General features: G+C 65.1%; 21 protein-coding genes. 8 read left to right on the forward strand and 13 right to left on the reverse strand.

All coding sequences use genetic code 11. The annotated features are described in order from the left end of the window. Window positions 1-160 precede the first annotated feature (160 nt). Window positions 161-1,126: a YiiX/YebB-like N1pC/P60 family cysteine hydrolase gene (locus tag ACNJX8_RS00650; RefSeq protein WP_128930462.1), complete on the forward strand. Its 966-nt coding sequence runs from the start codon at window positions 161-163 to the stop codon at window positions 1,124-1,126. A gap of 249 nt (window positions 1,127-1,375) precedes the next feature. Here the strand turns inward: ACNJX8_RS00650 and ACNJX8_RS00655 are convergent, their stop codons facing one another. Continuing rightward, entirely contained in the window at window positions 1,376-1,651 is a 276-nt protein-coding gene (locus ACNJX8_RS00655; protein WP_024338640.1) for a metal-sensitive transcriptional regulator, read from the reverse strand. A 50-nt stretch (window positions 1,652-1,701) separates the two neighbouring features. On the opposite strand from ACNJX8_RS00655, the gene ACNJX8_RS00660 reads away from it, so the two are divergent. The 3 genes from ACNJX8_RS00660 (at window position 1,702) to ACNJX8_RS00670 (ending at window position 5,836) form a co-directional block, all read left to right on the forward strand. Then, entirely contained in the window at window positions 1,702-4,164 is a 2,463-nt protein-coding gene (locus ACNJX8_RS00660; protein ID WP_439359256.1) for a heavy metal translocating P-type ATPase, read from the forward strand. 180 nt (window positions 4,165-4,344) lie between these two features. After that, on the forward strand, window positions 4,345-4,797 hold the full coding sequence (nikR, locus tag ACNJX8_RS00665; protein ID WP_128930466.1) for a nickel-responsive transcriptional regulator NikR: 453 nt from the start codon (window positions 4,345-4,347) through the stop codon (window positions 4,795-4,797). Window positions 4,798-5,095: 298 nt separating this feature from the next. After that, the gene (locus tag ACNJX8_RS00670) at window positions 5,096-5,836 is read left to right on the forward strand and encodes a sulfate transporter family protein (protein WP_128930467.1); all 741 of its coding nucleotides are present in this window, start codon (window positions 5,096-5,098) and stop codon (window positions 5,834-5,836) included. A 21-nt stretch (window positions 5,837-5,857) separates the two neighbouring features. Here the strand turns inward: ACNJX8_RS00670 and nth are convergent, their stop codons facing one another. Beyond that, complete coding sequence (nth, locus tag ACNJX8_RS00675) at window positions 5,858-6,610, reverse strand: endonuclease III (protein WP_439359257.1); 753 nt, start codon at window positions 6,608-6,610, stop codon at window positions 5,858-5,860. Between the two features lie 22 nt (window positions 6,611-6,632). Here nth and ACNJX8_RS00680 point away from each other — a divergent pair, with 22 nt between their 5' ends. Beyond that, window positions 6,633-7,166, forward strand: coding sequence for a DUF2244 domain-containing protein (locus tag ACNJX8_RS00680; RefSeq protein WP_439359258.1), 534 nt, complete (start codon window positions 6,633-6,635; stop codon window positions 7,164-7,166). 54 nt (window positions 7,167-7,220) lie between these two features. After that, on the forward strand, window positions 7,221-8,117 hold the full coding sequence (locus ACNJX8_RS00685) for a methylated-DNA--[protein]-cysteine S-methyltransferase (RefSeq protein ID WP_128944534.1): 897 nt from the start codon (window positions 7,221-7,223) through the stop codon (window positions 8,115-8,117). A gap of 123 nt (window positions 8,118-8,240) precedes the next feature. Here ACNJX8_RS00685 and ACNJX8_RS00690 read toward each other — a convergent pair whose 3' ends face one another. From ACNJX8_RS00690 to dnaK, 9 genes are all read right to left on the reverse strand, one after another. Further along, entirely contained in the window at window positions 8,241-8,864 is a 624-nt protein-coding gene (locus ACNJX8_RS00690) for a 2,3-bisphosphoglycerate-dependent phosphoglycerate mutase (protein WP_128940750.1), read from the reverse strand. Window positions 8,865-8,946: 82 nt separating this feature from the next. Continuing rightward, window positions 8,947-9,762, reverse strand: coding sequence for a 4-hydroxy-tetrahydrodipicolinate reductase (gene dapB / locus ACNJX8_RS00695; RefSeq protein ID WP_439359259.1), 816 nt, complete (start codon window positions 9,760-9,762; stop codon window positions 8,947-8,949). Between the two features lie 253 nt (window positions 9,763-10,015). After that, window positions 10,016-10,327 carry a DUF1330 domain-containing protein gene (locus ACNJX8_RS00700; RefSeq protein WP_091882479.1) on the reverse strand — a complete coding sequence of 104 codons (312 nt, stop codon included), beginning with the start codon at window positions 10,325-10,327 and terminating at the stop codon, window positions 10,016-10,018. A gap of 24 nt (window positions 10,328-10,351) precedes the next feature. Continuing rightward, complete coding sequence (gene pyrF, locus ACNJX8_RS00705; RefSeq protein WP_439359260.1) at window positions 10,352-11,062, reverse strand: orotidine-5'-phosphate decarboxylase; 711 nt, start codon at window positions 11,060-11,062, stop codon at window positions 10,352-10,354. A gap of 6 nt (window positions 11,063-11,068) precedes the next feature. Next, a complete protein-coding gene (locus ACNJX8_RS00710) occupies window positions 11,069-11,647 on the reverse strand; it encodes an NADPH-dependent FMN reductase (protein WP_128930475.1) in 579 nt (192 codons plus the stop codon). 163 nt (window positions 11,648-11,810) lie between these two features. Further along, window positions 11,811-12,410 carry a class I SAM-dependent methyltransferase gene (locus tag ACNJX8_RS00715; protein WP_439359261.1) on the reverse strand — a complete coding sequence of 200 codons (600 nt, stop codon included), beginning with the start codon at window positions 12,408-12,410 and terminating at the stop codon, window positions 11,811-11,813. An 87-nt stretch (window positions 12,411-12,497) separates the two neighbouring features. Then, a complete protein-coding gene (gene dnaJ, locus ACNJX8_RS00720) occupies window positions 12,498-13,634 on the reverse strand; it encodes a molecular chaperone DnaJ (protein WP_128944536.1) in 1,137 nt (378 codons plus the stop codon). A 27-nt stretch (window positions 13,635-13,661) separates the two neighbouring features. Continuing rightward, on the reverse strand, window positions 13,662-13,817 hold the full coding sequence (locus tag ACNJX8_RS00725) for a hypothetical protein (RefSeq protein WP_245473353.1): 156 nt from the start codon (window positions 13,815-13,817) through the stop codon (window positions 13,662-13,664). 77 nt (window positions 13,818-13,894) lie between these two features. Next, entirely contained in the window at window positions 13,895-15,796 is a 1,902-nt protein-coding gene (gene dnaK, locus ACNJX8_RS00730) for a molecular chaperone DnaK (RefSeq protein WP_122400223.1), read from the reverse strand. Between the two features lie 394 nt (window positions 15,797-16,190). Between dnaK and ACNJX8_RS00735 the strand changes: the two genes are divergently transcribed. Both ACNJX8_RS00735 and pncA read left to right on the forward strand, forming a co-directional pair. Continuing rightward, complete coding sequence (locus tag ACNJX8_RS00735) at window positions 16,191-17,132, forward strand: hypothetical protein (RefSeq protein WP_439359262.1); 942 nt, start codon at window positions 16,191-16,193, stop codon at window positions 17,130-17,132. A 548-nt stretch (window positions 17,133-17,680) separates the two neighbouring features. Then, window positions 17,681-18,403: a bifunctional nicotinamidase/pyrazinamidase gene (pncA, locus tag ACNJX8_RS00740; RefSeq protein WP_128930479.1), complete on the forward strand. Its 723-nt coding sequence runs from the start codon at window positions 17,681-17,683 to the stop codon at window positions 18,401-18,403. Window positions 18,404-18,471: 68 nt separating this feature from the next. Here the strand turns inward: pncA and grpE are convergent, their stop codons facing one another. Both grpE and hrcA read right to left on the reverse strand, forming a co-directional pair. After that, complete coding sequence (gene grpE, locus ACNJX8_RS00745; RefSeq protein WP_439359263.1) at window positions 18,472-19,089, reverse strand: nucleotide exchange factor GrpE; 618 nt, start codon at window positions 19,087-19,089, stop codon at window positions 18,472-18,474. Window positions 19,090-19,185: 96 nt separating this feature from the next. Next, window positions 19,186-20,274, reverse strand: a complete 1,089-nt coding sequence (gene hrcA / locus ACNJX8_RS00750; protein ID WP_128940757.1) for a heat-inducible transcriptional repressor HrcA — start codon at window positions 20,272-20,274, stop codon at window positions 19,186-19,188. Window positions 20,275-20,396 lie beyond the last annotated feature (122 nt).

Consider the following 20,396-nt stretch of genomic DNA (forward strand, 5'->3'; position numbering starts at 1 on the left):
GAACAGCCCGCGAACCTTGCCGCATCTGATGTTGCGCAGCAACCATCATGGTGAATCAATCGTGCTTGATCTCACAGAGTGATGAACCGAATTGCAACACGTTTCGACCATGATAGAGAAGGGAAAAAGACGGCCGAAAAGGCCGTGGGGGGAGTTCGAAATGGGGACGGTCCTGGACTCAGTCGGCAAGCTGATTGCCGCGTACCTCTCGAAGGAGGTGCCGGGCTACGAGCCGTTCACGCCGAGCGACCCGGAGCACCTGCGCGGCGTCATCGAGCCCGGCGACGTGCTGCTGGTCGAGGGCAACAACCGCATCTCCGGCATCATCAAATATCTGACGCAGTCGACCTGGTCGCATGCTGCGCTCTATGTCGGTCCGATCGAGGGCGCGGAAGAGGCGGACGGCGAGCCGCATGTGCTGATCGAGGCCAATATCGGCGAGGGCGTCACCTCGGCGCCTTTGTCGAAATATTTCCCCTATCATACCCGCGTCTGCCGCCCGGTCGGGCTGTCGTATGAGGACCGCACCACCGTCTGCCGCTATGCGATCAATCGCATCGGATTCGGCTACGACACCAAGAACATCGTCGACCTCATGCGCTTCCTGTTCCCGCTGCCGGTGCCACAGCGCTGGCGGCGGCGCATGATCGCGCTGGGATCGGGCGATCCGACCAAGATCATCTGCTCGGCGCTGATCGCGCAAGCGTTCGACGCGGTGCGCTACCCGATCCTGCCGAAGATCACCAAGGCCGGCAGCCGCGCTGCTCGCCGCGAGATCCTGCACATCCGCGATTCCTCGCTCTACATGCCCCGCGACTTCGACATCTCGCCCTATTTCGAAGTCGTCAAACCCACCATCGTGCACGGCTTCGACTACACGGCCTTGCACTGGGCCGACAAGCAGAAGCCGCTCGAGGAGGTGGCGGGCACATTCAGTGTGTTTCCAGAAACGCTCCGTGCGCCGCCGCTCGTTCCTGAAGCGATTGACGAAGAGACGCCGGCTGAGATTTCGGCTGAGGAAGTGAGCAAGCAACCTGCCGAGATGGCCGGCCATGTCCCGCTGCTGAAGAGGCTGGCGATGTATCGTCCAAGGCGGCGAGGCCGGGCAAGAGAGAGGGCGGCGTAGCTCCACTGTCGTCCCGGCGAAGGCCGGGACCCATTACCCCAGGGAGCAGTTTGGCGAAGACTCCTCGTTCGGTACGCCTACCGAACGCGATCGATAGATTCCGCGGTATGGGTCCTGGCTTTCGCCAGGACGACGCAAGAGGAGTTATCTCGCGTCCCTCTCCACAGTCATTGCGAGCGCAGCGAAGCAATCCAGAATCCCTAAGCAGAGACAGTCTGGATTGCTTCGCTGCGCTCGCAATGACGAGAATTACCGCTCCGCCCGCCCGATCACTGCCATCAGCTCCGCGATCTTCTCGCGCTGATCGGCCTTGTCGCCGCTGGCGATGGCGTGCTCGACGCAATGGGCGACGTGATCCTTCAGGATCTCCTCCTCGACCCGGCGCAGCGCGGCGCGCACCGCCGAGATCTGCGTGACGATGTCGATACAGTAGCGGTCTTCCTCTACCATTTTCGAGAGGCCGCGAACCTGGCCCTCGATCCGGCCGAGACGTTTTCCGACAGATGCCTTGATGTCCTTGCGCATGCGGCCTATATACCCCTACCGGGTATAGGTGGCAAGGCCGGAGCATGGAAATGAACAGCAGCGAACACAAGCCTCATCACGACGCCGCAGATGGACATTCGGGGTGCGGTTGTTCCGCCAAGGCCGAGCCCGCAGCGCCCGAGCCGGCGTCCTCCTGCTGCGGCGGACACGGCGATCACGCTGGCCACGTCCATCATCACGCCCATGACCATGGCGATGCCGCGACCAAGGTTTTCGATCCCGTCTGCGGCATGACGGTCGATCCCGCGACGTCGAAGCACCACCTCACACATCACGGCGAGACCTTCCATTTCTGCTCGGCCGGCTGCCGCACCAAATTCGCCGCCGACCCCGCCAAGTACCTCGCGAAGGACGGGGCGCCCGAGCCCGAGATGCCCGCGGGCACGATCTACACCTGCCCGATGCACCCCGAGATCCGCCAGGTCGGCCCCGGCACCTGCCCGATCTGCGGCATGGCGCTGGAGCCGGAAGTCGCGAGCCTCGAGACCGGGCCCAATCCGGAGCTTGCCGACATGACGCGGCGGTTCTGGATCGGCGGCGCGCTGGCGCTGCCGGCCGTGGTGCTGGAGATGGGCGGCCACCTCGCGGGCCCGCACAACTGGATCGACCAGACATTGTCGAACTGGATCCAGCTCGTCTTCGCCACGCCCGTGGTGCTGTGGGCCGGCTGGCCGTTCTTCGTCCGCGGTTGGCAGTCGCTGCTGACGCGCAACCTCAACATGTTCACGCTGATCGCGATGGGCACCGGCGTCGCCTATGTCTACAGCATCATCGGCACCGTCGCGCCGCAGATATTCCCTGACACCTTCCGTGGCCATGAGGGGGCGGTCGCCGTCTATTTCGAGGCGGCTGCCGTGATCACCGTGCTGGTTCTGCTCGGTCAGGTGCTGGAGCTGCGCGCCCGCGATGCGACCTCGGGCGCGATCAAGGCGCTGCTCCAGCTCGCGCCGAAGACCGCGCGCCGCGTCGATGCCGATGGCAGCGAGCATGAAGTCGAGATCGATACGCTGCATGCCGGCGACCGCTTGCGCGTTCGTCCCGGCGAGAAGGTGCCGGTCGACGGCGTGATCCTCGAGGGCCGCTCCTCGCTCGATGAATCGCTGATCACGGGCGAATCGATGCCGGTCACCAAGGAGAGCGGAGCCAAGGTGATCGCTGGCACGCTCAACCAGTCCGGCAGCTTCATCATGCGCGCCGACAAGGTCGGACGCGAGACGCTGCTGTCGCAGATCGTGCAGATGGTCGCCGACGCGCAGCGCTCGCGCGCGCCGATCCAGCGGCTGGCCGATCAGGTCGCCGGCTGGTTCGTGCCGATGGTGATTGTCGTCGCCATCGCCGCCTTTGCGGCCTGGTCGTGGTTTGGACCGGAGCCGCGGCTCGCTTTCGGCTTGGTCGCCGCGGTCAGCGTGCTGATCATCGCCTGCCCCTGTGCGCTCGGACTTGCGACCCCGATGTCGATCATGGTCGGCGTCGGTCGCGGCGCGCAAGCCGGCGTGCTGATCAAGAACGCCGAAGCGCTGGAGCGGATGGAGAAGATCAACACGCTGGTGGTCGACAAGACCGGCACGCTGACCGAGGGCAAGCCCAAGGTGGTGGCGATCGTGCCGGCTGCCGGCTTTGCCGAGGATGACGTCCTTCGCCTCGCCGCCAGCGTCGAGCGTGCCAGCGAGCATCCTCTGGCCGACGCGATCGTGCGCGCGGCAAAAGAGAAGCAGCTCACTCTTGGCCAAGTCGAGCATTTTGACTCGCCGACCGGCAAGGGCGCGACCGGCAAGGTCGACGGCAAGACCATCGCGCTCGGCAATGCCAGATATCTGACGTCGATCGGCATCGACACCAAGCTGCTTGACGCCGAAGCCGAACGGCTGCGCGGCGACGGCGCGACCGTGATCAGCATGGCCGTCGACGGCCGGCTTGCCGGCCTTTTCGCGATCGCCGATCCGGTCAAGGCCTCGACCCCGGAGGCGCTGAAGGCCCTTGCGGCCGAAGGCATCAAGGTCATCATGCTGACCGGCGACAACCGCACGACGGCGCAAGCGGTGGCGCGACAGCTCGGCATCGCCGATGTCGAGGCCGAGGTGTTGCCGGACCAGAAGAGCGCGGTGGTGACCAAGCTGCAAAAGGCCGGCCGCAGCGTCGCAATGGCCGGCGACGGCGTCAACGACGCGCCGGCGCTGGCGGCGGCCGAAGTCGGCATCGCCATGGGCACTGGCACCGATGTGGCGATGGAGAGCGCCGGCGTGACCCTGCTCAAGGGCGATCTCGTCGGCATCGTGCGGGCGCGAAAGCTCTCGCAGGCGACCATGAGCAACATCCGCCAAAACCTATTCTTCGCCTTCATCTACAACGCCGCCGGCATCCCGATCGCGGCCGGCATCCTCTATCCGGCCTTCGGCGTGCTGCTGTCGCCGATCATCGCCGCGGCGGCGATGGCGCTGTCCTCGGTGAGCGTGGTCGGCAACGCCCTGCGGCTGCGTGCGACGCGATTGTGATGGTGTACTCCCTCTCCCCGTTCTTACGGGGAGAGGGTTGGAGTGAGGGGCATCTCCACACAGGCGGTAACAGCTGCATTCGCGGAATGCTCCCCCTCACCCGTAATTCAAGCTACGCTTGAATTACGACCTCTCCCCGCAGGCGGGGCGAGGTAAGAAGGGGCCGCGAGGGAGCATCTGATGCAGCGAATTACGATCACGATCGAGGATGATCTGCTGGCGGAGATCGACGCGGCGGCGGAAGCACGCGGCTACCAGAACCGCAGCGAGATCATCCGCGATCTCGCCCGCGCCGGCCTGCAACAGAGCACCGAGGACACCGCGCAGACCGGCCCCTGCGTCGCCGGCCTCGTCTATGTCTACGACCATAGCGCCCGCGATCTCTCAAAACGCCTGGTGCAGGAATTCCACGGCCATCACGACCTCGCGCTGGCGACCCTGCACGTCCATCTCGACGACAACAATTGCATGGAGATGACGGCGCTGCGCGGCGCGGCCTCCGAGGTCAAGCATTTCGCCGATCACATCATCGCCGAACGCGGCGTGCGCTACGGCCGCGTGGTGATGATTCCGACCGGCGAGGGCAAGCACGTGAAGGCGCGGAAGCACGGTCACGGTCATCGGCATGAGTAGGCTACTCTAGGAGAGCTTAGCGGCTCTTACCCTCCCCTGGAGGGGGAGGGTCGATCGCGCGCAGCGCGAGCGGGGTGGGGTGACGGTCTCTCCGCAACGAACAATGCCCGAGTGGAGAGATCACCCCACCCCGTCACGCAATCTCGCTTCGCTCGATCACGTGCCGACCCTCCCCCTCCAGGGGAGGGTAAGCAAGAATTCGCGCCGCGTCGCAGCCGACGGCGGCGGAGCCGCCCGCCCTTGCCGAAGCTGCCTTGCATGTCTACCTCTCGCGGGTGGTTTCGGGAGAGGGTGCCCCATGCTGGATGCCGCCGTGAAGGCGTTGTCGCAAATGATCTCGCCGCCGATGCGCTCGATCCTGTGGCGATCGATCGGGCTGGCGCTGGTGCTGATCACCGTGCTGGCGATCGGCCTGCAGCGGCTCCTCAGCTGGTTTGCGACCTCTGGTGAGGTCTGGCTCGAGGGTCTGCTTGGGCCGGGCTGGCACTCATCGCTCGAGGTCCTCTCGTGGATCGTCTCGATCGCGGCCGGCCTCGGCGTCGTGTTCGGAGGCATCTTCCTGATGCCCGCGATCACCTCGCTGGTGGCGAGCCTGTTCGTCGACGACGTCGCCGACATCGTCGAGCGTGAGCATTATCCCGCCGAGCGGCCCGGTGTCGCGCTGCCGTTCAGCCAGGCAATCCTCGAGGGCGTCAAGACCGCATTGCTGACGATCCTGGTCTATCTCGCCGCGCTGCCGCTGGTGCTATTCGCTGGCGCCGGCTTCCTGATCTTCTTCATCGCCGCCGCCTGGCTGCTCGGCCGGGAATATTTCGAGCTCGCGGCCATGCGCTTCCGCCCGCCTGCGGAAGCCAAGGCGATGCGGCGCGACAATGCCGCGACCATCTTCACCGCCGGCCTGTTCATCGCCGCCTTCGTCTCGATCCCGATCGTGAATCTGGCGACGCCGATCTTCGGCATGGCCTTCATGGTCCACATGCACAAGCGCCTGTCCGGCTCGCGACCCGAGCTGATCGAGCCGGCGCGACAGATGCGGTGACGCGCCCGACGCGGCACTGTCTCACACCGTCTTCTCCGGCCACCGGCAGAGATCGTTGATCAGGCAGACCTCGCAGCGCGGCTTGCGCGCGAGGCAGGTATAGCGGCCGTGCAGGATCAGCCAGTGATGGGCGTGCCGCATGAACTCGGCCGGGATCACCTTTTCGAGACCGAGCTCGACCTCGAGCGGTGTCTTGCCCGGCGCAAGCCCGGTGCGGTTGCCAACGCGGAAGACATGCGTGTCGACCGCCATGGTGTGTTCGCCAAAGGCCATGTTGAGCACGACGTTCGCAGTCTTGCGTCCGGCGCCGGGCAGCGACTCGATCCCGGCGCGCGTGCGCGGCACTTCGCCGCCGAACTCGCTGAGCACTTTTGCCGATAGCGCAATGACGTTCTTGGCCTTGGTGCGATAGAGGCCGATGCTCTTGATGTACTCGCGCAGGCGCGCCTCGCCGAGATCGAGCATCTTCTGCGGGGTGTCGGCCACCTCGAACAACGCGCGCGTCGCCTTGTTGACGCCGGCGTCGGTCGCCTGCGCCGACAGCACCACGGCGACCAGCAGCGTGAACGGATTGATGTGCTCAAGCTCGCCCTTCGGCTCCGGATTGGCCTTGCGGAAACGGCTGAAGGCCTCGTGAATTTCGGCGGGCGTCCAGGGTTTTGCGGCTTTGCGCGACTTTTTCGCGGGCGGTTTCGGCTTGGCCGCGGCCGGTTTTGCCTTCTTCTTCGGCACGGTCGCTTTGCGCGGAGCCGGCTTGCGGGTGATTTTCGCCATGATCGGGATATACTGAGGGACGATGAGCACAGGCAACGAAATTGAGCGCAAGGGCTCCGAAGATCAGCGCGAAGTGCAGATCTTCTCCGCGCTGCTGACGCCACACCGCTCGCTGAACCGCGCCGGCTTCCTCGCCGTGATGCTGTTCCTGAGCGTTGTCAGCTTCGTCACGGGCCTTGCCTTCCTGATGATGGGGGCCTGGCCGGTATTGGGGTTCTTCGGGCTCGACGTTCTCGTGATCTGGTGGGCCTTCAAGGCCAATTTCCGCGCCGCACGGGCCAGCGAGGAGATCGTGGTCACCCTTTCCGAATTGCGCGTGCGACGCATCAGTGATCGCGGCCAGATCGTCGAATGGACGTTCAATCCGCTCTGGGTCCGGCTCGACATGGAGATCGACGAGGATTTTGGCATCGAGCATCTCTATCTGATCTCGCGCGGTCACCATGTCCAGATCGCCCGCTTCCTGGGACCGAACGAAAAAGCGAGCTTTTACAAAGGCTTGGTTGAGGCGCTGAACGCCGCCAAGCGGGGCCCGACCTACAATCCGATCACCTGATTCCAGATCAGAAATCGGGTGGTTTCATACCCTTCCCGCTCCTACATTCCGGTCATGATGACACTCGCCATACATGATCAGCGTCTGGCCAAGCCGGGCCCCCAGAACGCCGCGCTGCGCGACTATGATTCCGTGCGCCGGGCGATCGCGTTCATCTCGGAAAACTGGCGCGCGCAGCCGACCATCGAGGCGATGGCGGATGCGGCCGGCGTCACGCCCGATGAGCTGCACCATCTGTTCCGCCGCTGGGCCTCGATCACGCCGAAGGCTTTCATGCAGGCGCTCACCCTCGACCATGCCAAGGGGCTGCTCAGAGACTCCGCGAGCATCCTCGATGCGGCGCTCGACTCCGGTCTGTCGGGCCCCGGCCGGCTGCACGATCTCTTCGTCACCCATGAGGCGATGTCGCCGGGCGAATGGAAGAACGGCGGCGCAGGATTGACGCTGCGGTACGGCTTCCATCCCTCGCCGTTCGGCACCGCGATCGTGATCGCGACCGACCGCGGCCTGTCGGGCCTCGCCTTCGCCGATCACGGTGAGGAGAAGGTCGCGCTCGCCGACATGACGCGGCGCTGGCCGAACGCCACTTATGTGGAAGATCACGACGGCACCGCGCCGCTCGCAGCGCGCATCTTCGACCCCAAGCTGTGGCGGCCGGATCAGCCGCTGCGCGTGGTCCTGATCGGCACCGATTTCGAGGTGCGGGTGTGGGAGACGCTGCTGAAGATTCCGATGGGCCGCGCGGTGTCCTACTCCGACATCGCCTGCAACATCAACAGCCCGAAGGCCTCACGCGCCGTCGGCGCTGCGGTCGGCAAGAATCCGGTCTCGTTCGTCGTCCCCTGCCATCGCGCCCTCGGCAAGAGCGGCACGCTCACCGGCTATCATTGGGGCATCACCCGCAAGCAGGCGATGCTGGGCTGGGAAGCCGGGCGGGTGGGGATGCAGTAGATCGCCGTCCCGGAGAATCTGCCGTAGGGTGGGCAAAGCGAAGCGTGCCCACCATGCATCAGCGATTGCGGAAGAATGGTGGGCACGGCGCTGTGCGCCTTTGCCCACCCTACGGGATCGTCATTACCCCGCCAGATCCAACTTCGAGGCCACCGTCGAATCCGCATTGAGGCGATAGATGATCGGCACACCGGTCGCCAGCTCGCGCTTCAAGATGCCTTCGGGCGAGAGCTTCTCCAGCACCATGATCAGCGCGCGCAAGGAGTTGCCGTGGGCGGCGACCAGCGTGCGCTTGCCGTTGAGGACGGCGGGCAGGATCTCCTGCACGTAGTAGGGCAGCGCCCGCGCGAGCGTATCCTTCAGGCTTTCGCCACCGGGCGGCGGCACGTCGTAGGAGCGGCGCCAGATCAGCACCTGGTCCTCGCCCCATTTCTTGCGGGCGTCGTCCTTGTTGAGGCCGGAGAGATCGCCATAGTCGCGCTCGTTCAGCGCGAGGTCCTTCGCGGTCGGCAGGCCTTCCTGCCCGAGCTCCCCGAGGATGAGGTCGAGCGTGTGTTGCGCGCGCGTCAAGACCGAGGTGTAGGCGACGTCGAACACGAGGCCCTGCGCCTTCAGCTTGCGGCCGGCTTCCTTGGCTTCGCTGACGCCGAGCTCGGTGAGGTCAGGATCCTTCCACCCCGTGAACAGGTTCTTCAGATTCCATTCGCTCTGGCCGTGCCGCACGAGCACGAGAAGACGTTCGCTCATCAACTGCTTTCCATCTAGTTTATTGTTCTGAGCATGACCTTGTCGGAAAACCGCTTCGCACTTTTCCGGATCATGCTCTGGTTCAGATGTCGGACAGGCCGAGCACGTCGGCCATGGAGTAATGCCCCGGCGCTTTGCCGTGCGCCCACAGCGCCGCCTTGAGCGCGCCATGGGCGAACAGCATGCGGTCCTCGGCGTGATGCGACAGGGTCAGGCGTTCGAACTGGCCGAGGAAGCTGACACTGTGATCGCCGGCCACGGTGCCGCCGCGCAAGGAGGCAAAGCCGATGTCGCCGGGCCGGCGCGCGCCGGTGATGCCGTCGCGGCCGCGCGCGGCGTGTTCGTCGAGCTGAATGCCGCGCCCGCTAGCTGCTGCCTGGCCCAGCATCAGCGCGGTGCCCGAGGGCGCGTCGACCTTCATGCGATGATGGGTCTCGACGATCTCGATATCAAAACTCTGGTCCAGCGCCTTGGCGACGCGCTTGACCACGGCGGCAAGCAGGTTGACGCCCAGACTCATATTGCCGGATTGCACCACGACGGCGCGGTTGGTCACGCTCTTGATCACGGCGTTATCGGAGGCCGACAGCCCGGTGGTGCCGATGACATGGACAAGGCCGCGCTGGGCGGCGATCGCGACATTGGCGATGGTCGCCGCCGGCACGGTGAAATCGAGGATGCCATCGGCATCCTTGGACATCGCCCAGAGGTCGGCGGAGAGCGTGATGCCGTTGGCCGGCAGGCCTGCGAGCACGCCGGCATCCCTGCCGAGCAAGTCCGAGCCCGGCGCCTCCAACGCGCCGGCCAGCACCGCGCCTTTGCTCTCGGCAATCGCCCGCGTTAGCGCGCGGCCCATCCGGCCGCCGGCCCCAGCAACAATCAAGCGCATGTCGGACATGGTGTGATCCTCTCTGGGGCCGGTTGTAGCGGGGGGAGGCAGTTCCGGCAACCGAGGGGGATCAGAGGCCCGCTCCCACCCTCCCCTGGAGGGGCAGGGTCGGCACGCGATCGAGCAGAGCGAGATTGCGTGACGGGGTGGGGTGACGGTCTCTCAGCAACCAACCGTGCCCGAGCGGAGAGATCACCCCACCCCGCTCGCGCTGCGTGCGATCGACCCTCCCCCTCCAGGGGAGGGTAAGAAAGATCGTGCCTCAGCCGTCCGACGGCTGCGGGCCGTCATAGCCCTCGATGATGATGAGCTCGGCGATGGAGTGCGGCTGGCGCACCTTGATATTGGCCTGGTATTCCGGCGAGTTGTAGCAGGCGAGCGCGGTCTCGTAGTCCGGGAATTCGATCACGACGTTGCGGTTGCGGCTGGCGCCTTCGACGGTGGTGAACTTGCCGGCGCGAACGACGAAGCGACCACCCCATTTCTTGAAGATCGGACCGTTGGCCACGGCATAGGGCTTGTAGCCCTCGTCATTGCTCACATCGACGCGCCCGATCCAGTAGCCTTTTGCCATTGTTCTTCTCTCCCTGGTTGTTGCTCAGCCGAGCGCTTGCGCGATCTCCGCCTGGATGGCGTCGGCCGCCGCCCTGGGGTCGGCGGCTTCGAGGATCGGACGTCCGACGACGAGATAATCGGCACCTGCGGCGATCGCACGACCCGGCGTCATGATCCGCTTCTGGTCGCCACTCGGCGCGCCCGCGGGGCGGATGCCTGGCGTGACGAGGCTCATCTGGTGACCGACGATCTTTCGCAGGGCGCCCACTTCCTCGGGCGAGGACACGAGGCCATCGACACCGAGCACCTGTGCCTGTTGGGCGCGGGCCTCGACCAGCTCTGAGACGCCGAGCCGATATCCGGCCGCGTGCAGATCGTCGTCGTCGTAGGAGGTCAGCACGGTGACCGCGAGAATCTTCAAGCCCGAGCCGCCACGTCCCTCGACGGCCGCCTTCATGGTCTGCGGATAAGCGTGGACGGTGAGGAAAGTCGCCCCCAGCTTGGCGACACCCTCGACACCGCGCATCACGGTGTTGCCGATGTCGTGCATCTTGAGATCGGCAAACACCTTCTTGCCCGTGTCGGCAAGCTTGCCGATCAGCGGCAGGCCACCGGCATAGGCGAGTTGGTAGCCGATCTTGTAGAAGGTGACGCTGTCGCCAAGCTTTGCGACCATCGCCTCGGCAGCCTCCGGGCTCGACAGGTCGAGCGGAACGATCAGGCGGTCTTTCGGGGCGATCTCGGCTGGCGTCATGTCACCTCACATCATGCGTTGGGAAATGTCGATCAACTGCCGCACCAGCGCCTTCAACGCGGCGATATCGCCCTCGTTCTTCAGCCTGTCCATATCGTCATAGGCCTGATCGGCAAAGGCAAGCGTGAGCTGGCTGGCAATCACATGGGCGTGGCAGGAGGTCAGGATCAGCCGCAACGCCTGCAGCGCACGGGCCGCGCCCAGCCGGCTCTGCGACGCGCCGGCGAGCGCGAAGACGCGGTTGCGGAACACGTCGCCGCGCGCCTCGTGCAGATCGTGCACGCGGCTGACCCAGTCGATCGCGTTCTTCAGCAGCGGCGGCACCGAAGCATTGTATTCGGGCGTGACGATCAGCACGCCGTGATGCGCGCCGATCATGCGCTTGAGATTGATGGCGTGCTTGGGCACGCCGGATTTGGCCTGGAGATCGCCGTCATAGATCGGCAGCGGAAAATCAGCGAGCGAGATGCGGGTGACGTCGACGCCGGCCTGGTCGAATTCATAGGCTGCGAGCGCCGCCAGCTTCGCATTATGCGAGCCGGTGCGCAGTGAGCCGGGAATGACCAGGATCTTGGGAGCTGACATCCGGGCGGCGAACTCCGTTCACCTCTCCCGCTTGCGGGGGAGGTCGACGCGCGAAGCGCGGCGGGGGGCTTTCTCGACTGGGGGAATCCCACCGTGGAGACACCCCCACCCCAGCCCTTCCCCGCAAGCGGGAGAGGGAGCGCACCGCGTTTGTGGCGACAGGTTAGTCCTTGCGATACACCCAGACGCGGGCCGGAGGAAGGTTCATCCAGATCCGTTCCGAGGCCTCTGTGGACACGCCGGGCAGCGATTTCGGGATCGGCGGCACCACCGCATAGGTGAACTGGATGAACGGCGCACCGGGCGCCATCGCCGTGAAGGCATCGCGGATGAGGCGCAGCCGCGTCAGCATCGGTTTTGTGACGAGCGGCAGGCCGGAGACGACCGCGGAGGCCGGCGCGCTCAAGACGTTCCAGAGCGTGTCGCGCAGGCGATAGGCATCACCCTGCACCACCTTGGCTTGCGGGTAGCGGTCGCGCAGCAGGGCGCAGAAGCCGGGATTGTATTCGACAAGGACGAGGCGCTTCTGGTCGATGCCGCGCTCGATCAGCGCCGAGGTGATGGCGCCGGTGCCGGGCCCGAGCTCAACCACCGGCGCGTCGGAATCGATATCGACGTAATGGGCCATGGTCCGAGCCAGCAGCTTGCCCGACGGCATCACCGCGCCCATGTGCAGCGGCTTTTCGATCCAAGATCTGAGAAAGCGCACCTCGTCATCAAGACGAGGCTTCTTCAACGCACGCGCGGACGATGGCAATGGCATGTCAGGACCGGACGGGACCGCGGGACGCGGCGTGTCAGAAAATGGTCATAAAGACGTATAGGCCGAAGACGACACGGTCAAGACGCGTCAACTCGCCCGGTTGCCGAAGAAATCCTTGACCTTGGCGAAGAATCCCTCGGATTCCGGCTGGGTGTTGCCGGAGGAGAGCTTTTCGAACTCGGCCAGCAATTCCTGCTGCTTCTTGGTGAGGTTCTGCGGGGTCTCGACCACGACCTGGACGTACATGTCGCCCATCTGACGCGAGCGCAGCACCGGCATGCCCTTTGATGCAATGCGGAAACGGCGGCCCGACTGGGTTCCGGCGGGCACCTTCACCTTGGCCTTGCTCTTCTCGATCGTCGGCACCTCGAATTCGCCGCCAAGGGCGGCCGTCACCATCGAGATCGGCACGCGGCAATGCAGATCGGCGCCGTCGCGCTGGAAGAACTGGTGCTGGGCCAGCGACAAGAAGATGTAGAGGTCGCCGGGCGGGCCGCCGCGGACCCCGGCCTCGCCCTCGCCGGCGAGCCTGATCCGGGTGCCATCCTCGACGCCTTGCGGAATGTTGACCGACAACGTGCGCTCGCGCGTGACGCGGCCCTGGCCCGCGCAGGAGGGGCAGGCGTCCTCGATCATCTGACCGCGTCCCTGGCAGCCGGGGCAGGTGCGCTCGAGCGTGAAGAAGCCCTGCGACTGCCGCACACGGCCGGCGCCACCGCAGGTCGAGCAAGTCTTCGGCTTGGTACCGGCCTTGGCGCCGATGCCCGAGCAGGCCTCGCAGGTGACCGAGACCGGGATCTCGATCTGCGCAGTCTTGCCGCCAAAGGCTTCCTCGAGCGTGATCTCCATGTTGTAGCGCAAATCGGCGCCGCGCTCGCGGCCGCCGCGGCCGCGCTGTCCGGCCATGCCGAACAGGTCTTCGAAAATGTCGGAGAAGGAGGAGGCGAAGCCGGCGCCGAAACCGGCGCCGCCGCCAAAGCCGCCGCCCTGCTCGAACGCGGCGTGGCCATAGCGGTCATAGGCGGCGCGCTTGTCCTTGTCCTTCAGGACCTCATAGGCCTCGTTGATCTCCTTGAATTTGACTTCGCTGGTATGGTCCCCGGGATTGCGGTCGGGATGGAATTTCATTGCCAGCTTGCGGAACGACGATTTCAGCTTGGATTCGTCGGCGTCGCGTTCGACTTCGAGGGTCTCGTAGTAGCAGCGCTTGGTGGACGTGGACATGTCGGACTCGGTCTATCCAATCGCGAATCAAGTCGGGGCGAAACGATGCCGCTGCGCGACGACATAGGCAGCCTTGATATAGGCGGCCTTGCGCGTCGCGGCAGAGGGCAGCGTAGCAACATTGAGCATAACGGCTGGGAATTGATTGATCGTAACAGGCGTCTTGCCCGCCCGTCCCGACACGTTGGCCTCCCCCGCGAGGGAGGAGGCCTTTAGCGCGTCTGGGGTCCAAGCCGTCCGCATCGTCACCCTCTTGGGGTTTAAGCGGACTTCTTGTTGTTCTTCTCGTCGTCGACCTCGGTGAATTCCGCGTCGACGACGTCGTCCTTGGCCGCGTCCTTCTTGGCGTCGGCCTCGGCCTGCTGCTTGTACATGGCTTCGCCGAGCTTCATCGAGGCCTGGGCCAGGGTGTTGGTCTTGGCCTTGATCGCCTCGGCATCGTCGCCCTTCAGCGCCTCCTTGAGGTCGCTGACGGCATCCTCGATGGCGCGGCGCTCGGTCTCGGAGACCTTCGAACCGTGCTCGGCGAGGGCCTTCTCGGTGGAATGCACCAGCGCGTCCGCATGGTTCTTGGCATCGACCGCCTCGCGGCGCTTCTTGTCGGCCGCCGCATTGGCCTCGGCGTCCTTGACCATCTTCTCGATGTCGGCTTCCGACAGGCCGCCCGAGGCCTGGATCCGGATCTGCTGCTCCTTGCCGGTCGCCTTGTCCTTGGCCGAGACGTTGACGATGCCGTTGGCGTCGATGTCGAAGGTCACCTCGATCTGCGGCATGCCGCGCGGAGCCGGCGGAATGCCCATCAGATCGAACTGGCCGAGCATCTTGTTGTCGGCCGCCATTTCACGCTCGCCCTGGAAGACGCGGATGGTGACGGCATTCTGATTGTCTTCAGCCGTCGAGAACACCTGGCTCTTCTTGGTCGGGATCGTGGTGTTGCGGTCGATGATGCGGGTGAACACGCCGCCCAGCGTCTCGATGCCCAGCGACAGCGGGGTCACGTCGAGCAGCAGCACGTCCTTGACGTCGCCCTGGAGCACGCCGGCCTGGATCGCGGCACCAATCGCCACGACTTCGTCCGGATTGACGCCCTTGTGCGGCTCCTTGCCGAACAGCTGCTTCACAACCTCCTGGACCTTCGGCATGCGGGTCATGCCGCCGACCAGCACCACCTCGCCGATTTCACCGGCGGTGACGCCGGCGTCCTTCAGCGCCTTGCGGCAGGGCTCGATGGTTTTCTGCACGAGGTCGTCGACCAGCGCCTCGAACTTGGCGCGGGTGAGCTTCATCGTCAGATGCTTCGGACCGGTCTGATCCGCGGTGATGAAGGGCAAGTTGATCTCGGTCTGCGTCGTCGAGGACAGCTCGATCTTGGCCTTTTCAGCGGCTTCCTTCAGGCGCTGCAAGGCGAGCTTGTCGTTGCGCAGGTTGATGCCCTGCTCCTTCTGGAACTCGTCGGCGAGATAGCCGACCAGGCGCATGTCGAAGTCTTCGCCGCCGAGGAAGGTGTCGCCGTTGGTCGACTTCACCTCGAACACGCCGTCACCGATCTCGAGAATGGAGATATCGAAGGTGCCGCCGCCGAGGTCGTACACCGCGATGGTGCCGGCCTTGGTCTTGTCGAGGCCATAGGCGAGCGCGGCCGCGGTCGGCTCGTTGATGATGCGCAGCACTTCGAGGCCCGCGATCTTGCCGGCGTCCTTGGTCGCCTGGCGCTGGGCGTCGTTGAAGTAGGCGGGAACGGTGATGACGGCCTGGTCGACCTTCTGGCCCAGATGAGCTTCCGCGGTCTCCTTCATCTTCTGCAAGATGAACGCCGAGACCTGCGAGGGCGAGTAGGTCTGGCCGTCGGCCTCGACCCAGGCGTCGCCGTTGGAAGCCTTCACGATCTTGTACGGAACGAGCTTCTTGTCCTTCTCGACCATCGGGTCGTCGTAGCGGCGGCCGATGAGGCGCTTCACTGCGAAGAAGGTGCGCTCGGGATTGGTGACGGCCTGGCGCTTGGCCGGCTGGCCGACGAGGCGCTCGCCGTCATCCGTGACGGCGACGATCGAAGGCGTCGTGCGCATGCCCTCGGAATTCTCGATGACTTTGGCGTTCTTGCCATCCATTACGGCGACGCACGAGTTCGTGGTGCCGAGGTCGATCCCAATGACCTTTCCCATGGTCCTGATATCCTTCTTTTTGCGGCAGGTTGGCTGGGCCCAGAAGGCACCCGACCGAAACCCCCTAAGATCAAACATCCGCGATATTGCGATGATTGAGGCTCATATAGGAGGGGGGGAGGGGCCCGCAAGGACCGAACGCAAGTTTCGGCCGCGAAAACATCGGGTTTTGGAAGATCATATCCGGGCTCAATCACCCTTGCGGGTGAGGAAATATTAACAGGTTCAGGCCTCGGCGAGCCCCCGCTATGGCAGTCCGCCCCACCCTGTTGCGGCAAGGCCAAACCCGCTAAAAGGCGGTCCGGCCGGCAACCGCAGCGCAGCTGCTCCGCGCGACAAAGCGGCCCAATGGCCGACCATCGAACGGCCTCAATGTGAACCAATCAGAGTGCCCATGAAGCTGATCCGCCCCCTCGCCGCGCTCGTCCTCCTCGTCGCCTCGGCGCTTCCGGCCCTTGCTGCCGACGCCGTTTACCCGCCTGGCCTGCGCCTCGGAATGGTGCCGCTGATCGGCCTCAACACGGCAAAAACCTTTCCGGGTTTCGAGAGCGAGGACGGCAGCGTCAAGGTGCTGATCACTGAGCTGCCGCCTGCGGCCTATGGCGAGGTCGTGAGCGCCTTCAATTCCAATCCGGCCGGCGCGAACGGCGTCAAGCAGGACAAGATCGAGACCCCCGCGGGCCTTGCCTATTTCACCACCGAAAGCGGCAAGGCCGGCGACACTCCGGTGAGGCGCTATTCGATGATCGTGCCGGGCGCCGGCTTCTCCGGCTATGTCGCGGTGCAGATCCCGGAGAATGCGACCAAGATCTACACTGATGAAGCGGTGCGGCAGATGTTTGCGAGCACTGTGACCCGCAAGCAGGTCTCGGCCGAAGAGCAGATCGCGCTGATGCCGTTCAAGATCACCGATCTCGCCGACTTCAAGGACATCCGCACGCTGGCGCCGGGCTCGAGCATCATCCTTGCCGACGGCAACGAGAGCGCAGGCTATGAGTCGAAGCCGTTCATGATCCTCGGCCTGATCGGTGCCACCCCGCAGCAAGCCGACGACCGCGCCCGCTTTGCGCAGGAGGCGGCGCTGCAGATTCCCGGCGTGCGCGAGTCGCGCGTCACCATGTCCGAGCCGATCCGCATCAACGGCCAGCAGGGCTTCGAGACCCGGATCGACGGCGTCAGCGGCAAGGACAAGACGCCGGTGACCGTGGTGCAGTGGATCCGCTTCTCGACCGGCGGCGCCTCGCTGCGCATCATCGCCAGCGCCCCGCGCGACCAGTGGCAAGCCGCCTTCACCCGCTTCCGCGCCGTGCGCGACGGCATCCAGCCGAAGGGGTAGTCGCATCCACAAACTGGATGCGCTCCCTCCCCGGCTCGCGTAGGGCTATCGCATATGCATTTCGCGGGGACCACCCGCGAGTTTGCTCCGCCTCTCCCGCTTGCGGGAGAGGCCGACGCGTCCCGGGCGATGCGAAGCATCGTCCCGAGCGCGGCGGGTGAGGGCTCTCACCGCACTGGGATCGCCTCCGCAATTCTCGACAATCCCGACGCGGAGGCACCCCCACCCCAGCCCTCCCCCGCAAGCGGGAGAGGGAGCCCACTGCCGATGCCGAAGCATTATTCACACCATATGCGATAGCCCTACCGGCTCGCGGGGGAGGGTTGGGGAGAGGGTGTCTCCGCAAGGGGACACTCCCGACGTGGACAGAGCCCTCACCCGCCGCGCTCTGCGAGCGCAGCGACCTCTCCCGCAAGCGGGAGAGGTTAAGCGAAGCCGCCGACCAAGCCCAACCACTCACCAATATCGGCTGCATTTTCGGGCTTCTGTTCGTATGCGAACGGAACTAGGCTTTCTTCCCGTGGATCATCCTGGAGGGGAGACGAACGATGCTGGATCGGCGACACATGTTGGCGGCGCTTGCGACTACGGCGCTCGCGGGCCTCGCTCCAACCGCGCTGTTTGCGGCCGCGTCAATCAAGCCGGACGAGGCCTCCGCCCTGCTCGTGATCGACGTGCAGAACTGCTTCCTGCCCGGCGGCAGCCTTGCGGTGAAGGAAGGCGAGCAGGTGGTGCCGGTCATCAACAAGATCGCGAAAGCGTTTGCGAACGTGGTGATGACGCAGGACTGGCACACGCCCGGCCACATCTCGTTCGCGTCGGTGCATTCCGGCAAGAAGCCGTTCGAGACCGTCGATCTTCCCTACGGCAAGCAGGTGCTGTGGCCGGACCATTGCGTGCAGGGCACCGACGGTGCCGCGCTGTCGAAGGACCTTGCGATCCCGCACGCCGAACTCATCATCCGCAAGGGTTTTCACAGGGACGTCGACAGCTACTCGGCCTTCCTCGAAGCCGACGGCAAGACCTCGACGGGCCTTGCCGGCTACCTGAAGGGCCGCAAGATCAAGCGCGTCTTCGTCGCTGGCCTCGCGACCGATTTCTGCGTCGCCTGGACCGCGCTCGATGCGCGCAAGGCGGGCTTCGACGTCTATGTGGTGGAGGACGCCTGCCGCGGCATCGACACGCAGGGCTCGCTGGCAAAGGCCTGGGCCGATATGGCCAAGGCCGGCGTGAAGCGGATTCAGTCTGCCGATATCGCGGTGAGCGCGTAAGAGTTTCGCACCGTCATTCCGGGGCGATGCGAAGCGTCGAACCCGGAATGACGGCGAAGCCGTGAGACTCAATTCGTCGCGCCGCTCGACTCATTGTTGTTGGCCGCGGGCGCAGCCTTCGCGCCGCCCTTGGCGACACCGACCAGGGCGGGACGCAGCACGCGTTCGCCGATGGTGTAGCCGGCCTGCACGACTTGCACCACGGTGCCCGACGGCACCGACGCATCGGGCACTTCGAACATCGCCTGCTGGAAATTCGGGTCGAACTTCTGGCCCTGCGGATCGAACTTCTTCACACCGTGCTTTTCCAGCGCGTTGAGCAGCGAGCGCTCGGTGAGCTCGACGCCCTCGATCAGCGAGATCAGGCCGGGATCGGCCGCGGCACGCGCCTCGGCCGGAACGGCATCGAGCGCGCGCTGGAGGTTGTCGGCGATGTCGAGCACGTCGCGGGCAAAGCCGGTGATGCCGTAGAGGCGGGCGTCGGCGACTTCCTTGGTGGTGCGCTTGCGCAAGTTCTCCATCTCGGCCAGCGTCCGCAGCATGCGGTCGCGCGCCTCGGCGGCTTCCTTCTGCAGCGTCTCGACCGAACCGGGCTCGGGATCGTCGGGCATGATGTAGGGCTTCGACACCACGGGCTCGCCGGTCGGCGCGGTCGTGTCTTCGGGTTGCCGGTCTTGATCGGTCATCGGCTCTATTCTCGAACTCGTCTCAGGGGATTGTTGGCCCGGATATCGTGCCTAAGCTTACGAAAATCAAGCGCCTGTGATCGGAGGAAACGCCGGTCAGCCCCCCAAAAGGCGACTGACGATACGGGCGGCGTAGTCCACCGTCGGGATCACGCGGGCATAATTCAGCCGCGTCGGGCCGATCACGCCGAGAACGCCGACGATATGGCCGGCGGCATCCCGATAGGGCGAGATGATGGTGGAGGAACCCGACAGCGAGAACAGCTTATTCTCGCTCCCGATGAAAATTCGCACGCCTTCGGCGGTCTCGGCCCGGCCGAGCAAGTCGATGACGCCGCGCTTGGTCTCGAGATCGTCGAACAACAGGCGCACCCGCTCCAGATCCTCCAGCGCGTGCAGATCCTCCAGCAGATTGGCGTGACCGCGGACGATGAGCTGGCGGTCCTCGTTCTCGCCGCCGGACCAGCTCGCGATGCCGGCCGAGATCACCTTTTGCGTCAGCTGATCGAGTTCGGCGCGGGCCTCCCCGAGCGCGGTCTCGAGCTCGAGCCGCGCCTCGGCCAGCGTGCGGCCGCGAATCCGCGCATTGAGGAAATTGCCGGCCTCGGTCAGCGCCGAGGAGGGAACTCCGGGCGGCAACGTCAGGACGCGGTTTTCGACCTGGCCATCCTCGCCAACCAGGATCACCAGCGCCTTCTCCGGTTCCAGGCGGACGAATTCGATGTGCTTGAGCCGCGCATTGGATTTCGGCGTCAGCACGACCGCGGCGGCACGGGTCAGGCCCGACAGCCGCATCAAGGCTTGGTCCAGCGCCGCCTCGACCGATTGCGCCTCGCCCACGGACGAGAGCTGGCTCTGGATGGACTGTCGTTCGGCCTCGTTGAGGTCGCCGACCTGCATCAAGGCATCGACGAAGAAGCGCAGGCCGAGTTCCGTCGGCAGCCGGCCGGCGGAGGTATGGGGCGCATAGATCAGGCCGAGCTGTTCCAGATCGGCCATGACGTTGCGCACGGAGGCCGGCGACAGCGGCATCGCGATCAGGCGCGAGATATTGCGCGAGCCCATCGGCTCGCCGGTCGCGAGATAGCTTTCGACAATTTGACGAAAGATGTCGCGGGAACGCTCGTTGAGCTGGGCGAGGCCTGCGCGCGGCGCGATCAGATGGATCGGATCGTGATGGGCCACAGACGGTAACTCCTCTCAGATACTCATAATTTGTCCATCCCGGGCGCTTCTGACAAGCGTGGCGTTTACAGGCTCGACATCAGGGGGTGAAAAAACCTTGCCGCCTACCCTCGCCCCTCCTA

It is taken from the genome of Bradyrhizobium sp. SPXBL-04 (assembly GCF_051853035.1).
Taxonomy (GTDB): domain Bacteria; phylum Pseudomonadota; class Alphaproteobacteria; order Rhizobiales; family Xanthobacteraceae; genus Bradyrhizobium; species Bradyrhizobium zhanjiangense.

Excerpts from the sequence above, each read along its gene's own strand:
- nikR (WP_128930466.1), top strand. The coding sequence starts at position 4,345 with ATGCAGCGAATTACGATCACGATCGAGGATGATCTGCTGGCGGAGATC.
- ACNJX8_RS00700 (WP_091882479.1), bottom strand. The coding sequence starts at position 10,327 with ATGGCAAAAGGCTACTGGATCGGGCGCGTCGATGTGAGCAATGACGAG.
- dapB (WP_439359259.1), bottom strand. The coding sequence starts at position 9,762 with ATGTCCGACATGCGCTTGATTGTTGCTGGGGCCGGCGGCCGGATGGGC.
- ACNJX8_RS00685 (WP_128944534.1), top strand. The coding sequence starts at position 7,221 with ATGATGACACTCGCCATACATGATCAGCGTCTGGCCAAGCCGGGCCCC.
- nth (WP_439359257.1), bottom strand. The coding sequence starts at position 6,610 with ATGGCGAAAATCACCCGCAAGCCGGCTCCGCGCAAAGCGACCGTGCCG.
- ACNJX8_RS00680 (WP_439359258.1), top strand. The coding sequence starts at position 6,633 with ATGAGCACAGGCAACGAAATTGAGCGCAAGGGCTCCGAAGATCAGCGC.
- pncA (WP_128930479.1), top strand. The coding sequence starts at position 17,681 with ATGCTGGATCGGCGACACATGTTGGCGGCGCTTGCGACTACGGCGCTC.
- pyrF (WP_439359260.1), bottom strand. The coding sequence starts at position 11,062 with ATGACGCCAGCCGAGATCGCCCCGAAAGACCGCCTGATCGTTCCGCTC.
- ACNJX8_RS00670 (WP_128930467.1), top strand. The coding sequence starts at position 5,096 with ATGCTGGATGCCGCCGTGAAGGCGTTGTCGCAAATGATCTCGCCGCCG.
- ACNJX8_RS00735 (WP_439359262.1), top strand. The coding sequence starts at position 16,191 with ATGAAGCTGATCCGCCCCCTCGCCGCGCTCGTCCTCCTCGTCGCCTCG.
- ACNJX8_RS00690 (WP_128940750.1), bottom strand. The coding sequence starts at position 8,864 with ATGAGCGAACGTCTTCTCGTGCTCGTGCGGCACGGCCAGAGCGAATGG.
- grpE (WP_439359263.1), bottom strand. The coding sequence starts at position 19,089 with ATGACCGATCAAGACCGGCAACCCGAAGACACGACCGCGCCGACCGGC.
- ACNJX8_RS00650 (WP_128930462.1), top strand. The coding sequence starts at position 161 with ATGGGGACGGTCCTGGACTCAGTCGGCAAGCTGATTGCCGCGTACCTC.
- ACNJX8_RS00660 (WP_439359256.1), top strand. The coding sequence starts at position 1,702 with ATGAACAGCAGCGAACACAAGCCTCATCACGACGCCGCAGATGGACAT.
- dnaK (WP_122400223.1), bottom strand. The coding sequence starts at position 15,796 with ATGGGAAAGGTCATTGGGATCGACCTCGGCACCACGAACTCGTGCGTC.
- dnaJ (WP_128944536.1), bottom strand. The coding sequence starts at position 13,634 with ATGTCCACGTCCACCAAGCGCTGCTACTACGAGACCCTCGAAGTCGAA.
- ACNJX8_RS00655 (WP_024338640.1), bottom strand. The coding sequence starts at position 1,651 with ATGCGCAAGGACATCAAGGCATCTGTCGGAAAACGTCTCGGCCGGATC.
- ACNJX8_RS00710 (WP_128930475.1), bottom strand. The coding sequence starts at position 11,647 with ATGTCAGCTCCCAAGATCCTGGTCATTCCCGGCTCACTGCGCACCGGC.
- ACNJX8_RS00715 (WP_439359261.1), bottom strand. The coding sequence starts at position 12,410 with ATGCCATTGCCATCGTCCGCGCGTGCGTTGAAGAAGCCTCGTCTTGAT.